This window comes from Dinoroseobacter sp. S76 (genome assembly GCF_049801095.1).
Taxonomy (GTDB): Bacteria; Pseudomonadota; Alphaproteobacteria; order Rhodobacterales; family Rhodobacteraceae; genus Dinoroseobacter.
In genome coordinates this window covers 188,375-203,993 of sequence record NZ_JBNAGH010000005.1, presented here as the reverse complement: position 1 = coordinate 203,993, position 15,619 = coordinate 188,375, and the positions used below count along the sequence as shown (strand labels likewise).

At 65.7% G+C, this 15,619-nt stretch carries 15 protein-coding genes; 10 read left to right on the top strand and 5 right to left on the bottom strand.

All coding sequences use genetic code 11. The features are described from left to right. Positions 1 to 175: 175 nt before the first annotated feature. The 6 genes from ACP153_RS15790 to ACP153_RS15765 all read left to right on the top strand — a co-directional run bounded on the left by ACP153_RS15790 (position 176) and on the right by ACP153_RS15765 (position 6,047). Positions 176 to 1,915 carry a type I secretion system permease/ATPase gene (locus ACP153_RS15790; protein ID WP_424971976.1) on the top strand — a complete coding sequence of 580 codons (1,740 nt, stop codon included), beginning with the start codon at positions 176 to 178 and terminating at the stop codon, positions 1,913 to 1,915. Then, positions 1,912 to 3,216, top strand: coding sequence for an HlyD family type I secretion periplasmic adaptor subunit (locus ACP153_RS15785; RefSeq protein ID WP_424971975.1), 1,305 nt, complete (start codon positions 1,912 to 1,914; stop codon positions 3,214 to 3,216). Before ACP153_RS15790 ends, ACP153_RS15785 begins: the two co-directional genes overlap by 4 nt. Before the next feature lie 27 nt (positions 3,217 to 3,243). Then, on the top strand, positions 3,244 to 3,711 hold the full coding sequence (locus ACP153_RS15780) for a RidA family protein (protein WP_424971974.1): 468 nt from the start codon (positions 3,244 to 3,246) through the stop codon (positions 3,709 to 3,711). Then, positions 3,708 to 4,457 (top strand): glycerophosphodiester phosphodiesterase family protein, encoded by a 750-nt coding sequence (locus tag ACP153_RS15775; protein WP_424971973.1) that lies wholly within the window; start codon positions 3,708 to 3,710, stop codon positions 4,455 to 4,457. The genes ACP153_RS15780 and ACP153_RS15775 overlap by 4 nt, the downstream gene beginning before the upstream one ends. Before the next feature lie 85 nt (positions 4,458 to 4,542). Continuing rightward, positions 4,543 to 5,754 (top strand): GNAT family N-acetyltransferase, encoded by a 1,212-nt coding sequence (locus ACP153_RS15770; RefSeq protein ID WP_424971972.1) that lies wholly within the window; start codon positions 4,543 to 4,545, stop codon positions 5,752 to 5,754. Further along, positions 5,754 to 6,047: a 4a-hydroxytetrahydrobiopterin dehydratase gene (locus tag ACP153_RS15765; RefSeq protein WP_424971971.1), complete on the top strand. Its 294-nt coding sequence runs from the start codon at positions 5,754 to 5,756 to the stop codon at positions 6,045 to 6,047. The genes ACP153_RS15770 and ACP153_RS15765 overlap by 1 nt, the downstream gene beginning before the upstream one ends. Here ACP153_RS15765 and ACP153_RS15760 read toward each other — a convergent pair. The 5 genes from ACP153_RS15760 to ACP153_RS15740 all read right to left on the bottom strand — a co-directional run bounded on the left by ACP153_RS15760 (position 6,044) and on the right by ACP153_RS15740 (position 11,808). After that, entirely contained in the window at positions 6,044 to 7,033 is a 990-nt protein-coding gene (locus ACP153_RS15760) for a Hint domain-containing protein (protein ID WP_424971970.1), read from the bottom strand. The two genes, ACP153_RS15765 and ACP153_RS15760, sit on opposite strands and share 4 nt — an antisense overlap. 90 nt (positions 7,034 to 7,123) lie before the next feature. After that, positions 7,124 to 8,392: a bifunctional folylpolyglutamate synthase/dihydrofolate synthase gene (locus ACP153_RS15755; RefSeq protein ID WP_424971969.1), complete on the bottom strand. Its 1,269-nt coding sequence runs from the start codon at positions 8,390 to 8,392 to the stop codon at positions 7,124 to 7,126. Continuing rightward, the gene (gene accD / locus ACP153_RS15750) at positions 8,389 to 9,363 is read right to left on the bottom strand and encodes an acetyl-CoA carboxylase, carboxyltransferase subunit beta (RefSeq protein WP_424971968.1); all 975 of its coding nucleotides are present in this window, start codon (positions 9,361 to 9,363) and stop codon (positions 8,389 to 8,391) included. Before accD ends, ACP153_RS15755 begins: the two co-directional genes overlap by 4 nt. A gap of 69 nt (positions 9,364 to 9,432) precedes the next feature. Continuing rightward, positions 9,433 to 10,323, bottom strand: a complete 891-nt coding sequence (locus tag ACP153_RS15745) for a type II CAAX prenyl endopeptidase Rce1 family protein (RefSeq protein WP_424971967.1) — start codon at positions 10,321 to 10,323, stop codon at positions 9,433 to 9,435. Positions 10,324 to 10,386: 63 nt separating this feature from the next. Then, positions 10,387 to 11,808, bottom strand: coding sequence for a hypothetical protein (locus ACP153_RS15740; RefSeq protein ID WP_424971966.1), 1,422 nt, complete (start codon positions 11,806 to 11,808; stop codon positions 10,387 to 10,389). Positions 11,809 to 11,942: 134 nt separating this feature from the next. On the opposite strand from ACP153_RS15740, the gene ilvD reads away from it, so the two are divergent. From ilvD to ACP153_RS15720, 4 genes are all read left to right on the top strand, one after another. After that, a complete protein-coding gene (gene ilvD, locus ACP153_RS15735) occupies positions 11,943 to 13,676 on the top strand; it encodes a dihydroxy-acid dehydratase (protein WP_424971965.1) in 1,734 nt (577 codons plus the stop codon). Positions 13,677 to 13,701: 25 nt separating this feature from the next. Further along, positions 13,702 to 14,337: a hypothetical protein gene (locus tag ACP153_RS15730; protein ID WP_424971964.1), complete on the top strand. Its 636-nt coding sequence runs from the start codon at positions 13,702 to 13,704 to the stop codon at positions 14,335 to 14,337. Between the two features lie 108 nt (positions 14,338 to 14,445). Beyond that, positions 14,446 to 15,186: a DUF6478 family protein gene (locus ACP153_RS15725; RefSeq protein WP_424971963.1), complete on the top strand. Its 741-nt coding sequence runs from the start codon at positions 14,446 to 14,448 to the stop codon at positions 15,184 to 15,186. 5 nt (positions 15,187 to 15,191) lie between these two features. Then, the gene (locus tag ACP153_RS15720) at positions 15,192 to 15,593 is read left to right on the top strand and encodes a hypothetical protein (protein WP_424971962.1); all 402 of its coding nucleotides are present in this window, start codon (positions 15,192 to 15,194) and stop codon (positions 15,591 to 15,593) included. The last annotated feature ends 26 nt before the right edge of the window (positions 15,594 to 15,619 follow it).

The window sequence follows — 15,619 nt, the reverse complement described above, 5'->3', positions numbered from 1 at the left end:
ACATAGAACTCGGCTTCCGGGATCAGCAGCAACAATTGGCTTGCAGTATATACGCCTATACACCCTTAGATAGGAAAGGCTTCGTGAATAGAGAAGCCGCGTTAAACAAGTATGCGTTAGAATCGGCAATGCTTCGCCATTCATGGCAGCGGGTTCGAGGGGATGAGGACAGAGTATGGCTGCACGCAGACCGCCAAATGCAGGCAAGGGCAAGGAAGAACTGGGCGCGATTCGCCGCGCGAATATGCCCCTTTTCGGGTCCGTGTTCGTGTTCTCAATCTTTGTGAACCTGCTGATGCTGACCGGGCCGCTCTATATGTTGCAGGTCTATGACCGGGTACTGGGCAGCCAGTCAGAAGAGACGTTGCTGGCGCTCTCGGCACTGGTCGCGTTCCTGTTTCTGATGATGGGCGTGCTCGACTGGGCGCGCGGACGGGTGCTGGCGCGCGCCGGGGCACGAATGCAGGACACGCTGGATCAGCGGGTCTTTTCCGCCTCCCTGCGCAAATCCCTGCGCGAGGGGCAGACGACCGCTGCCACCGGCTTGCGGGATCTGGAGGCGATGCAAAGGCTCTTGTCCTCGCCCGCGCTCCTCGCGGTGTTCGACATCCCCTGGACACCGCTCTTTGTGGCGGCCATCTTCATCTTCCACCCCTGGCTTGGCTATCTGGCCATGGTCGGCGGGACCTTCCTGATCATTGTGACCGTGCTGAACCAGTGGCTCACCAGCCGCCCGGTCAGCAAGGCGAATGAGGCCTCGGCCCGCGCCGAGATGATGTCCCAACAGCTGGCAGGCGGTGCCGAAACGGTGGAAGCCTTGGGCATGCGCCGCTCGGCTTTTGAGCGGTGGAATCAAGTGCGCAGCGCATCCCTGACCGAGACGCTGACCTCGTCCGATCGCACGGGCGGCTTCTCGACCCTGACCAAGACGTTCCGCCTGTTTCTGCAATCGGCAATGCTGGGTCTCGGCGCCTATCTCGTGCTCCAGGGGGAGCTGACCGCGGGCGCAATGATCGCGGGCTCCATCCTGATGGGCCGCGCTCTGGCCCCGATCGAGATGGCGATCGGCCAGTGGCCCCTGGTGCAGCGCGCCATGAAAGGGCGGCGCGATCTGCTGGATCTGCTGGACACGATTCCGCCCGATGCGGATCGCACGCCACTGCCAAAGCCAAAGGCGCAGCTCTCGGTGGAGCAGTTGATCGTGGTCCCCCCGGGGGAGGCGCAGGCCGCCCTGCGCAGCGTGTCTTTCACCGTCGCGCCGGGCGAGGCGTGCGGCGTGATCGGGCAAAGCGGGGCGGGCAAGTCAACCCTCGCGCGCGCTTTGACCGGGATCTGGCCCGCGGCGGGGGGGAAGATCCGGCTGGACGGCGCCTCTCTCGACCAGTTCGGGCCCGATGTGCTCGGCACCCATATCGGCTATCTGCCCCAGCAGGTGGTGCTGTTTGACGGCACGATTGCCGAAAACATCGCCCGCCTCGCGACCCAACCCGATGCTCAGGCCGTGGTGGATGCGGCCAAGCGCGCCGACGCCCATGAGATGATCCTGAAACTGCCCAAAGGCTACGACACGCAAATCCTCGGCAGTCAGACCAAACTGTCCGGCGGGCAGATGCAGCGGATCGGGCTTGCCCGGGCGCTCTATGGCGATCCGGTGCTGCTGGTGTTGGATGAGCCGAACTCAAACCTCGACAATAGCGGCTCGCAGGCTCTGAACGCCGCCGTTGCGCGGATGAAGAAGGACGGGAAGGCCGTGCTGATCATGGCCCACCGGCCCGCCGCGATTGAGCAATGCGAAACGCTTCTGGTGCTCGAAGGCGGCTCGCGCAAGGCCTTTGGCCCCCGCGACGAGGTGCTGAAATCCATGGTCTCGAACCACAAGGAAATCCTCAAGAAAGCCGCAGGAGGTGTGTCATGAGCCCCTCATCCCGCAAATTCCCCGCCAGCCGCCAATTGCTGATCGGCGGGACCGCCCTCGCGATACTGGTCGGCGGTTTCGGAACATGGTCCGTCATGGCCAATATCGCCGGCGCCATCATTGCCCCGGGACAGATCGAGGTCGATCAGAACCGGCAAGTCGTTCAGCATCCCGATGGTGGCGTGGTGCAGCGCATTGCCGTGGATGAAGGCGACACGGTGGAAAGCGGTTCGCTGCTGATCCAGCTTGATCCGACGCTGCTGCTGACGGATCTGGCGATTGTCGAGGGTCAGCTGTTTGAGCTGATGGCGCGGCGCGCGCTGCTTGTGGCCGAGCGGGATGGGGTCGAAGAGGTAATCTTCGATGACGCGCTGCTCGCGGCGGCAGGATCCAGCGCCGAAATCGCCGATGTCATGGCGGGCCAGCGGCGCCTTTTTGAGGCGCGCAACACTTCGATCCAGACCGAAACCGAGCAACTCGCCCGCCGCCGCTCGCAAATCGACAACCAGATCGAGGGGATCACCGCGCAGCAAGTGGCACTGGGCAAACAGCTCGACCTGATCGAGCAGGAGCTCGCGGATCAGCAAAGCCTGCTGGATCGCGGGCTGGCACAGGCCTCGCGGGTCCTGTCGCTGCAGCGCGAGCAGGCGCGTCTGCTGGGCTCGGTCGGGGAGCTCACAGCTTCCAAGGCGGAATTCGGTGGCCGGCAGACCGAGATCGATATCGAGATCCTCAAGCTCACCACCTCGCGCCGAGAAGAGGCCATCGCGCGGCTGCGCGACACTCAGGCCCAGGAACTTGAGTTGCAGCAGCAACGCCGCGCCCTGCGCGAACGGCTGAGCCGCCTCGACATTCGCGCGCCCGTGGGTGGCATCGTCTACGACCTTGCGATTTTCGCCGAACGCTCGGTGATCCGGCCCGCGGAGCCCGTGCTCTATCTCGTGCCCCAGGACCGTCCGCTGATCATCACCAGCCGGGTCAATCCGATCAATGTGGACGAGGTTTTTGTCGGGCAGGAGGTGAACCTGCGCTTCTCCGCCTTCGATCAGCGCCGCACACCGGAATTGAAGGGTGAGGTGGTCAGCGTCTCGCCGGATGCGTTCGTCGATGAGGCCACGGGCGCTTCCTTCTACCGGGTCGAAACCGCTCCGCAAGAGGGCGAGATGGAGAAGCTCTCCGGGCTCGACCTGATCCCGGGCATGCCGGTGGAGGCCTTCATCCGCACCGCCGACCGCACCCCGATCGAGTATTTCGTGAAACCGCTCAGCGACTATTTCAATCGCGCTTTCCGTGAGGGATAAGGGAGCCGAAATCACGGGAGACTGAGCATGGCCAGCAATTTCGAAGACCGCCTCGCCGCCTTGGGCGTCACCTTGCCGGAGGCTGCGGCCCCGGCGGCCAATTACGTGCCCTTCGTGCAGGTGGGCGACCTTGTCCATGTCTCGGGGCAGTTGCCCATGGCCGATGGCGAGATGGTCAAGGGCAAGCTCGGCGATGATCTGGAGGCCGAAGCTGGCGCGGCTGCAGCAAAGCTCTGCGCGATCAACTTGCTGGCGCAAGTGCGCGCGGCCTGTGACGGCGACCTCGACCGGTTGGTGCGCGTGGTCAAGCTGGTGGGTTTTGTGAACTCGACCCTGGATTTTGGCGACCAGCCCAAAGTGATCAACGGGGCGTCGGATTTCATGGTCGAGGCCCTGGGCGATGCCGGGCGCCATGCCCGCTCCGCCGTCAGCGCCGCCGCCCTGCCCTTCGGCGTCGCGGTTGAGATCGAGGGGATCTTCCAGATCCGCCCATGACCGCCCTGCCCCGCGCCTTTCTCGACCGGCCTCTGGCCCATCGCGCCTTGCACGATGCCAAACAGGGCCGCGTGGAGAACAGTCTTGGCGCGATCGAGGCGGCCATCGCCCAGGGCTATGGGCTCGAGATCGATGTGCAACTGACCGGCGATGGCGAAGCGCTGGTCTTTCATGATCCGGAGCTTGTGCGGCTGACCGGGTTGGACGGGCGGGTGCGGGACCACAGCCTTGCGGAGATGACCCGGATCCCCCTGAAACACAGCGCGGAGGCACCCCCGCCCCTGGCGGAGGTGCTGACCCGCGTCGCGGGGCGCGTCCCGCTCTTGGTCGAACTGAAGAGCCATCCCAGCAAGGAAACCCCCGAGGATGGCGCGTTGGCGCGCGCGGTGGCGCGCGCACTCGCCACCTATGACGGACCGGTCGCCGTCATGTCCTTCAACCCAGATGCTGTGGCGTCTTTCCAAACGCTGTCTCCGGACTGCCCCATCGGGCTTGTCACCAAGGACTTTGCGACGGAGCCCGGGCTGACCCAAGCGCGCGCGGACCATCTGAGCGCCATCACCGATTTCGATCGGGTTGGTGCGAGCTTCATCAGCCATGATCGCAGATCCTTGCAGATGGCCCCCGTCCACGCGCTGAAATCGCGAGGCGTGCCGGTGCTGACCTGGACCATCCGCAGCCCCGAAGAGGCCAAAACCGCCCTCGAAACTGCGGACAACATCACCTTTGAGGGATACCTGCCCTGATCCATGGCCCACGAGGGGTGCGCAGGGTTGACCCCATTCGCGACGGGGCCATGTTTGAACCCAGTGCCCGATGGTGAAAGCTTCGATGATCCCAGACCCCGCGCCCACCGCCACCCCAGCCGAGACAAGCGTCGAAATCAGCGTGATTCACACGCTGGCCGAGATCGACGCGCAGGACTGGGATGCCTGCGCCTGCCCAGAGGCGGCGGATGATGGCCGCCCGGCGGATCCGTTCACCACCCATCGCTTCCTGCGCGCCTTGGAGCAATCCGGTTCGGTCGGCGCCGGAAGCGGATGGGCGCCCCGCTATCTGGTGGCCCGCGCCGAGGGCATGGTGATCGCGGTCGCGCCGCTCTACGCAAAGTCCCATTCCCAGGGTGAGTATATTTTTGATCACAACTGGGCCCATGCCTATGAGCGGGCGGGCGGGCGCTACTATCCCAAGCTGCAGGTTGCGGTCCCCTTCACCCCGGCCACGGGCCGCCGTTTGCTAACCCGCCCGGGCTTTGAAACCGTCGGCCAATCGGCACTCGTGCAAGGTGCCGTGCAAGTGGCGGTCGAGGCGGAGGTCAGCTCCCTCCACATCACCTTCTGCACCGAGACCGAGGCGCGCGCTGGCGAGGCCATGGGCCTGATGGCGCGCAGCAGTCAGCAGTTTCACTGGGAGAACCGGGGCTACGTCGCATTCGACGATTTCCTCGCTTCGCTCTCGTCGCGCAAACGCAAGAATATCCGCAAGGAGCGCCAAACCGCCCAGAGCTTCGGGGGCGAGATCGTCCAGCTCACCGGCGACGCGATCCGGCCGGAGCACTGGGATGCGTTCTGGGTATTCTATCAGGATACGGGCGCGCGCAAATGGGGCACGCCTTACCTCACCCGCCGCTTCTTTGACATCGCTCAAGAGACCTTGCGCGACGACATGATGATGGTGCTTGCCCTGCGCGATGGGGAGCCCATCGCCGGAGCACTGAACTTCATCGGGCGCGACGTGCTCTATGGACGCTACTGGGGCTGTATCGAGGACTATCCCTGCCTGCATTTCGAGGCCTGCTACTACCAGGCCATCGATTTCGCGATTGCCCAGGGGCTCGCCACGGTCGAGGCCGGGGCACAGGGCGCCCATAAACTTGCGCGCGGCTACCTGCCGACCCAGACCCATTCCCTGCATTGGGTGCGGGATCCCGGATTTGCCGATGCGATCCGCACCTATCTTGCCGCCGAGAAAGACGCGGTGGACGAGGAGATCGAAGTGATGACCGGCTACGGCCCGTTCAAGAAAACCCTGTCGGAGGACTGATGGCTGAGAAACTGACCCCTGAGACGCGCGATGCGGCGCTGGCCCCTCTTTTGGCAGCGGGATGGGCGCTGGTAGACGGGCGCGACGCCATCGAGAAGCGTTTCGAGTTTGCCGATTTCACCGCCGCCTTCGCCTTCATGAGCCATGTGGCGCTCTGGGCCGAGAAATGGGACCACCATCCCGAGTGGTTCAATGTCTATCGCACCGTGGACGTCACGCTCAGCACCCATGATGTGGGCGGGCTGTCGGATCTGGACATCAAGCTCGCGACCAAGATCGACACGCTGGCCTAGGCGGCCAGGGCTGCCCCCGTTGTGCGGCGCCCGATCACCACACGTCCGGCGAGAACGGCCTCATGGGCGCGCAGGACGCGCCGGGCGCAAGGCCCATATCCGGTGAGGAAGGCCGCGAGATCCGGGAAGGTCTCCGCCGCGCTTTCCCGCCGTCCGGGACCGAAGGACCGCATCCCTTCCTCGCCGGGATGAAAGCTCTCGCTCGGCACGCCCTCGGCAAAGACGATCTCATGCCGGGCAAAAAGCAGGTGCACATAGGTGACCTGCATCCGCGGATCCGGGGCCACCGTGTCGCCATTGACCAGATGGCAAGCGGCGGCGAGCACCTCACCCTCAGCGAGCAGGAGATCCAGCCGCCCGTCTTGCAAGAGCATCCGGTGCTGGGGGGAGACCCAGAGCGGACGCTCCCCGCCCAGCGCCTCTGGATCAAAGCGGATCGGCGCGGCTTCGCCCTCCCCCGGCAGGGTCACCTGCCCAACCCAAAGGAGCCGCTGCGCCCCGTGATCCCGGGTCAGAACGAGATCGCCCGCGCGCAGGGCCTCGACCGGCACCTCGCCCTCGGGCGTCGCGATCAGGGTTCCGGCCACGAAACAGGGCGCGGTGATCGAGCTGACGGGGACATCGGTGCTGCTATGGACCCATTTGCTCCCCGTGGACTCGCCATCTTCGAGCTGGGTGCCATCGGTGGCCATGAAGACCTGACTGCCATCGGAGAGATAGAAGGTCACGCCTTCGACGATCTGCTCCCCATCGCCAAAATCCACGCCCACCGCGTCGCCGAGAAAGGAGGCCGTGACCTCGGACCCGTTGATCGTGTCGCCGGGCCCGATATCGCCATCCCCGTCCTCATCCACCAGTTTAAGATCCATAACCTTCAGGTCGGTGCCTTCGGGCAGGTAATAGGCGTCATTCGGATAGCCCACACTGGAATAGGTGTGATCCGCATCGTCGCCCTGGGTGGCGAGGGTCTTGGATTTCTTGGGCAAATCGCGATCCCGATGGCGCCCGCAAGACGGGCGTGTTCAGGATATGTTCTAGATTGGCCGCGTGTGATTCTGGTTAACGGCGGCCTGTGATCACGCCTGCATGCGCAGGACCGCCCCCGCCAGGTAAAGCGAGCCGCAAATCACCACCCGCGCATTGGGGTCTTCCCCTGCGATCTCGGCCAAAGCCTCGGAGACGCCCGCCACCTCGCGCGCCTCGAGCCCCACGGCCCGGGCCGCCTCGGCGGTCTCGGCCCCGGTGAGAGTCGCTTGCTCCCCGGGGATCGAGAGCGCGCGCAATGCCCGCGCCTGCGCCGCCAGAGGGCGCAAAAACCCGGAGACATCCTTGGTGCGCAGCATGCCGCAAACGAGATAGGTCGGACGCTCCGGCAGACCGGCAAGGGTCTCAGCCAGCGCTGTCCCCGCCGCCGGGTTGTGCCCGCCGTCGAGCCAGAGATCGAGGGTGGGATGCGCTGTCGCCAGAGCCCCATCGCGCAGCCGTTGCATGCGCGCGGGCCATTCCGCACGGGTCATGGCCGCCTCGGCTTGGCCCACACCCAACGCGCGCAGCCCGGCCAGAGCCGCCCCGGCATTCTCGATCTGATGGGGGCCGGGTAGGACCGGGCGCGGCAGATCCAACAGACCCGTCTCGTCCTGATAGACCAGCCGGTCATGCTCGATCCCCACATGCCAATGCTGGCCATAGACCAGCAGAGGCGCGCCCACCCGGGCGGCTTTCGCCTCGATCACCTCGAGCGCCTCATCGGATTGCGGACCAACCACGCAAGGCACGCCACGCTTGAGGATCCCGGCCTTTTCACCCGCGATATCCGCCACGGTCTCGCCCAGAAACTGCTGGTGGTCGAGAGAGACCGGCGTGATCACGCAGAGCGCCGGTTGGTCCACCACATTGGTGGCATCGAGCCGGCCGCCCAGCCCAACCTCCAGCAGCGTGTAGTCAGCCGCAGTCCGGGCAAAGGCCAGCAGGGCCGCCACGGTCGTGATCTCGAAATAGGTGATGGATGCGCCGCCATTGGCCGTCTCGCACTCCTCCAGCAGCGCCGACAGATCGGGCTCGGAGATCAGCTCCCCCGCGACGCGGATGCGCTCATGGAAGCGGGCGAGATGGGGCGAGGTATAGGCATGACAGCTCAGGCCCGCCCCTTCCAACCCCGCGCGGAGCATGGCGAGGGTCGAGCCCTTGCCATTTGTCCCGGCGATATGGATCACAGGCGGCATCGCCTGTTCTGGATGGTCGAGTGCCGCCAGAAGACGCCAGACCCGATCCAGCGTCAGATCGATGATTTTCGGGTGCAGGGACATCAACCTCTCGAGGATGATGTCGGATTTAACCCCGCTCACGAGCCGGACGGGCGGCCTTCCCCGGGCTGAGCCAGGGGCGGCGAGGATTCCGGCGCAGTCTCCGCCGCTGCGTCCGCTGCCGGAGCGGGCTCCGGCGCAGGCAGATCCCCGGCGATCGCCGGGTCGAGCCCCAGCAGCATGCGCGTGATCCGGATCAGCTCTTCGCGCAACTTCATGCGGTGGGTCACCCGGTCGAGCATCCCGTGATCCAGCAGGTATTCGGCCCTCTGGAACCCTTCGGGCAGCTTCTCACGAATGGTCTGCTCAATCACGCGCGGCCCGGCAAAGCAGATCAGCGCGTTGGGTTCGGCGATCTGCACATCGCCCAGCATCGCATAGGAGGCCGTCACCCCGCCCGTGGTCGGGTGGGTCAGCACGACGATATAGGGCAGCCCGGCTTCCTTGAGCATCTCGACCGCCACGGTCGTGCGCGGCATCTGCATCAGGCTCAGAATGCCCTCCTGCATGCGCGCGCCCCCGGCGGCGGAGAACAGGATCAACGGGCGCTTCAGTTCCACCGCGCGCTCGGCGGCGGCCACGATCGCGTTGCCCACATACATCCCCATGGAGCCGCCCATGAAGCTGAAATCCTGAGCGGCGGCAATGATCGGCGTGCGCCCGATCTCACCTTCGGCGACCAGCATCGCCTCTTTCTCGCCTGTGGTTTTCACCGCGGCTTTCATCCGGTCAGGGTATTTCTTCTGATCGCGGAATTGCAGCGGATCGGCGATCGGCGCGGGCACCTCGACTTCCGAGAAGATCCCGCCGTCAAACAGCGCCTCAAAGCGCGCGCGGGGCGTGATCGCCATATGGTGGTCGCAGCTGACGCAGACGAATTGGTTGTCCGACAGCTCCCGGTGGAACAGCATCGTTCCGCATTCGGGGCATTTGGTCCACAGGTTCTCGGGCACTTCGCGCCGCGAAAACAGGGAGTTGATGGTCGGGCGGACGTAGTTGGAGATCCAGTTCATCGGTCGCTCTGGTCGGAAAGGGGCTGGGTCGTGTGCGCCTGAGATAGTCGGCGCCGCCGGGAAATGCAATCAGCGCGCGACAGCCCAGCGCACGGCGAGATAGAGCAGGACGGTCATCGCCATATCCTGCCACAGGAGGGGCGCGATCTCGGCAGCATCCGAAATTGCCAGCTCGGTGGTGTAGAGGGACAGGCCCGGGATCGTGCCCTGCACCGAGATCCCGAGGATTGCAAAGCAGTTATTGGCGAAATGCATCCCCCAGGCCGCGCCGATATGACCTGTACGCCGGGTCAGATCCGCCGCCAGCAGGCCAAAGAGCCCAGCGGCCAGGGCCACCATCCAGGCGATCTCCCCCGCAGCGCCCGGATCGTAATGGGCCAGCCCAAAGAGGATGCTGGGCAGGAGCATCCAGACCAGCGGGTTGGCAAAACGCGTGGCAAGCTCCTGTTGCAGATAGCCTCGAAAGAGCATCTCTTCGGCCCCGGTCTGCAGCGCGATCAGGCAGAGCGCGAGGGGCAGGAACGACGCCCAGATCGCCCAAGGCAGGTTCGGCAGGATCTCGATCCGCGGCAGAAAGAGCGCCATGGACAGGACAAGCCCCGCAGCGGTGATCAACGCGGCCCGCTGAAACCCGCGCCGCCCCAGCCCCGCAGGACCAAGCGTTGTGCTCAGCCCGCGCCCATGGATCAGTCGCAGCGCCGCCCATAGTCCGAGGATCACACCACCGAACGTCGCCAGCAGGATCAGGGTCGCTGTGGGTCCGGCGGCCTGCTCCACCCGCTGCATCCAATGGATCAGCGCCGACTCTCCTCCGATCAGCGCGATCAGACCAAAGATCCCCGCAAGGCACGCGATGTAGACCACGACCAGCAGGACAAGGCCCGCAAAGAAACGCCACAGCGCCGGGCGGGTCCGCGCCGGGGCTGCAAATCGGTCAAATTCAGGGGTCCAAAAGGACATTTCGCGTGGCTCCGGCTGCTCGCGCGGACCTATGGCCCGCGCAGGCGCTGAGGACAACCGTCCTCAGTTGCAGTTGGCGCCGCAGGTCGGCGGCATGGGCGGCGGCGTGAAGGCGCCGTTCGGCCCCAGATGACAGGCACCCCCGCAGCCCGGGGCGGTGTTGTTCACCCATCCCGGACGCGCGGGCGAGCCCGAGAGCGGCGTATAGCGCGAATGCAGCACCGGCGGCATAGTCCCCGGAACGCTCAGGGGCAGCACGCCGGGATCCACCTCGGTCGTGAAATTCGCCGCATTGGGCCCCGACAGCGCGTTGCAATTCGCCCCGCTTTGGCCACCGCGCAGCAGGCGGCACCATGTGGGATCATCCGGCGAGATGTTGAACACGTTGTTGCCCTGATGGCAGCCCGTGCAGTTCAGCGACAGCTCGGTCGCGTCCTGCATGTCGCGGATTTTGATGACCGCGTTGTTGCCAAAGGGAATGATGTCGCCCGTGCCCTTTTCGAGATTGTCCCAGAAACAGGCCTTGCCGGTCTCCGCACTCTGGCAGATCACACCCGCCACATCGGTGGTACCACCGGGCCCACGCGGCAGGGCGATACAGCTGCCGCGCACCGAGGGCGAGGCATAGGTATAGACCGCCGCGGTCTTGCCCTGAACGATCAGCGTGCTCGCAAGATTGCCCTGGAAGGTCCATTTCGACGAGTTGGTCGAGAAATCCGGCGGCACGGGCACATCCTCGGCCCCGCAGCTGCGCATATAGTCGGTCTGCGTGAGCAGGGAGATGATCCAGTCCGACAGGCGCAGCTTGACGCGGATGAGATCCGGGCGCAGCACGGCTTCGATCTCCGGACGGGGGAAGAGCAGCCGCGACAGGTGCTCGGCCCGCCATAGCAGGGCGGCGCGACGCGAATCCTCCAGCATCTGCGCCTCGGCCCGGATGGTGAGGTATTGCGCGTAAAGCCGGTTCGTCTCGTCCAGATCGCGGAGGCTCCGCACTTCCTCAAGGATTTTGGTGATCTCGATGAGCTGATCCATGCCCTCCATCTCAGGCAGTTTGCTGGCGCGCCGCTCCAGCAGGGCAACTTCCTGGATATCGGACAGAAGCTTGGCAGCCTCATCCCGGTCGATCTTGATCGGACGGCCCTCGATATCGAAAACCTGCCCATGCCCGGCGATGGCCATGCGCTTCTCGAGCCCGTAGCGCGCGCCCTCCACCAGATCAGGCGGCAGTTGGATGCGCCCGTCGGGCAGAGGCTTGGCCTCCTTATCCAACTCAGGATGAGCGCGCAGGAACTGCTCGATCTGGGTCGCGGTCAAACGCAGATCCCGCAGGATCTCGGGCCGCACGGTCAGCTCCACATTGGGGCGGAGCGTCAGGCTCGTCTCCGGCCGGATCAGCAGGGACGGGGTGTTGTCCTGGGCTTGCGCGGCAGGGGGAAGGGTCAGGGTCAAAATGGCTGTCAAAGCGAGAGAAAGGCGGGTCATCAAAAAACTCCGAGGCTGAAATAGCCCCGCAAGCCTGCGCGCGATCCCGTCAGCGCTGCGTTAGGCCTCCGCCATGCTTGTGCCGACGTCCCTGAGCGCGTATCAGGCGGAGCAATTGCCAGGAGAGACACGTCATGCTCAAGCGTCCGTTCGACAAGTCCAAATTGCCCAGCCGTCATGTCACCGAAGGCCCGGCCCGCGCGCCGCACCGGTCCTATTACTATGCGATGGGCATGACCGAGGAAGAGATCCACCAGCCGCTGGTCGGGGTCGCCACCTGCTGGAACGAAGCCGCGCCCTGCAACATCGCGCTGAGCCGTCAGGCCCAAGCCGTGAAGATGGGCGTCAAGCAGGCCTATGGCACGCCGCGCGAGTTCACCACGATCACCGTGACCGACGGGATCGCCATGGGCCATGAGGGCATGCGTTCGTCGCTGGCGTCGCGCGAGGCGATTGCCGACACGGTCGAGCTGACCATGCGCGGCCATTGTTATGACGCGGTTGTGGGTCTGGCGGGCTGCGACAAGTCCCTGCCGGGGATGATGATGGCCATGGTGCGTCTCAACGTCCCTTCGGTCTTCATCTATGGCGGCTCGATCCTGCCGGGCCGGTTGAACGGCGAGGATGTCACGGTTCAGGATGTGTTCGAGGCCGTGGGCAAGCACCAGGCCGGGAACTACTCCGATGCCGAGCTCGAAGTGCTGGAGCGCGTGGCCTGCCCCTCCGCCGGGGCGTGTGGCGGTCAGTTCACCGCCAACACCATGGCCTGTGTCTCCGAGGCGATCGGCCTCGCGCTGCCGAACTCTGCCGGGGCGCCCGCACCCTATGAGAGCCGGGACCAGTATGGCGAGGCCTCGGGCCGCGCGGTGATGGACCTGATCGAGAAGAACATCCGCGCGCGGGACATCGTGACCCGCAAGTCGCTGGAGAATGCCGCGCGCATCGTGGCCTGCACCGGCGGGTCGACCAATGCCGGTCTGCACCTGCCCGCAATTGCCCATGAGGCCGGGATCTCCTTCACGCTGCAGGATGTCTGCGACATCTTCCGTGACACGCCCTATTTCGTCGACCTGAAGCCGGGCGGCAAATATGTGGCCAAGGACATGTATGAGGCGGGCGGTGTGCCGGTTGTGATGCGCGAGCTGCGCCGCGCCGGTCTGATCCACGAAGACTGCATGACCGCCACGGGCTATTCCATGGGCGAAGAGCTCGACAAGGTCGCGCGCGACGCCGATGGCCGGGTGATCTACCCGGTGGACAAGCCGCTCTCGACCACGGGCGGTGTTGTCGGGCTGGAGGGCAACCTCGCCCCCGAAGGTGCCATCGTGAAAATCGCGGGCATGACCGAGGACCAGCTGAGCTTCACCGGCCCGGCCCGCGTGTTCGAATGCGAGGAAGACGCATTCGAGGCAGTGCAGAACCGCGCCTATGAAGAGGGCGATGTTTTCGTCATCCGCAACGAGGGCCCCGCAGGTGGTCCGGGCATGCGCGAGATGCTGGCGACCACCGCCGCGCTCTCGGGTCAGGGCATGGGCAAGAAGGTGGCGCTGATCACCGATGGCCGCTTCTCTGGCGCAACGCGCGGCTTCTGCGTCGGCCATGTGGGTCCGGAATCGGCCCATGGCGGTCCCATCGCGATGCTCCAGGATGGCGACATGATCACCATCGACGCGATCAAGGGCGAGCTTTCGGTCGCGCTGACCGAGGACGAGCTGGCCGAGCGCAAGGCCAATTGGGCCGGCCCGCGCGAGACGATCTATGCGACCGGTGCCTTGTGGAAATACGCCCAGCTTGTGGGCGGCGCGCGTCTCGGGGCGGTGACCCATCCCGGCGGCGGCGAAGAAAAGCACGTTTACGCCGATCTCTGAGCGGTTTGCTCTGCGCCGGGTCCGCATGGCGGGCCTGGCCGGGCTCGCCAGCCTCGTGCTGGCGGGCTGCGCCGAGCTGGGCGCGATTGGCCTGTCCATCGGGGCGATCGGACAATCGGCGGTGACTGTCTCCCGCGGGGAGGTCACGATTGCCGGGCCCGAAGGGTTCTGCGTCTATCCGTTCGCGACACGGGATCGCGGCACTCAGGCCTTCGTCCTTCTGGGCAATTGCGCGGCGATCACCCGCTCGGAGGAGGCACCGCAGCCTCCAATCCATGCCCTTCTGACCGCCGCCGTCCGGGAGACCGATGCGATTGAAGTGGCCAGCCAATCCGATCTGCTCGCGAGCTTTCTGCGCTCCGAAACCGGGCGGGCCATGCTGAGCCGGGACAAGAATGCAGCGACTGTCACGATCCTCGACAGCTTCTCCCGGGGCGATGTGCTCTATGTCCATGCCCGGGACGAGAGCGAGAGCTACGCACCCGGCATGACCGCCGAGCATTGGCGCGCCTTTCTCGACGTGGACGGGCGGATCGTGGCCCTCGCCGTTCTGGGGTTCGAGGCCGACCCGCTTTCAGCGCGCGAGGGGCTGAGCGCCGTGCGCGACTTCGCCGAAGCGATCCGACGGAGCAACCTGCCCCCGAGCGCCGAGGCGCAATAGCCCCGCGCGGTTCCCGCTTGCCGCCCGGGCATGGCGCGATAGGGTGGGTTTGCGCGCTGGATCACACGGCGCGCCAGACCATGGGCCGATGGAAAGGGACCACGCCGCATGCTGCGCCGTTTGAGCGATCTGATCACCGGACAGAAAGAGGCCCTCGCCGAGGGCTCCCCTGCGGACGCGGCGGCCCTGCGCACTCGCCGGGACGCTGCGCGCGCGGCCCGGGCGGATGCGGATCGCGCCGCAAGACAGGCCGAGGCCGGGTTGCGCACCCTGCAAGCTGCCCCGGCGGCGGTCCCTGCCGGAGCACTCTGGGCCTACAGACCTCTCTCCTGGTGCGATGCGGCCCTGCCCGCCGCCCATGTGGGGCCGGAAAACGGCACTAAGATCAGCCCGGATCTTGCGCTCTTTCACGACTGCCCCCTGGCCGAGATCACCCTGCGCCAGACCCTCGCCCTGCCTGCGGCGCCCGCCCGGTTCGCCCTGTCCCTCGACACGCTGCGCTTTCGCGGTTCCTTCCTGTCGCTCGTCCTGAGCCTGCCGGAAGATCAGGTCACCGGGATCGGCTTACGCGACGTCTTGAGGCTCACCCTCAATCTGACGATGTCCGCAGAGACCCGGCTCTATGGCCGTCTCAACCTGCAGCAGGGACCGAACACCGCGCAGATGCTTGCGGAGTTTCCGCCCACCGAAGGCAGCACCACCGAGGTGGCCTTCGATCTGGCCTATGGTCACTTGCGCGACATGCCGTTGGAGCGGATCTGGATCGACCTGATGGTCGAGGAGCCCGCCATGCGACGCCTCACCTTCTGCGACCTCATCCTGTCGCGCCATGCCAGAGCGGAGCTGTGACGCCCATGCCCTCCGACACCCCCACTGCGTTCGAACTGGAAAAAACCGGTTTTGCCGGAGGTATCTGGCAGGGCCGTCTGACCGCAACCAATCCCGGAGCGGAACCAGCCCTCGCGGTCTTGCTGGACGGCACGCGCCTTTCGGATCCGGAGGTCACCGCCCTGCCCGGTCAGCCCGGTGTTTGGGAGGTGCGCTGGCCCCTCCCTGCGACGGTTCTGCGCGATGGCACGTCCGTCTTTCTGATCATCGACAGCGCCACGGAGGCTGTGCTGGCGCGTCTGCCAATCCTCGCGGGCGGGGATTTGGCGGATGATCTGCGGGGCGAGGTTGCGCTCCTGCGCGCCGAGCTCGATCAGCTGCGCGGCGCGTTTCAGGCCGAGGCCCGCGCAAGGGCTGCCGAGGACTGACGCAGCGTTGCGGATGACATCCCCGC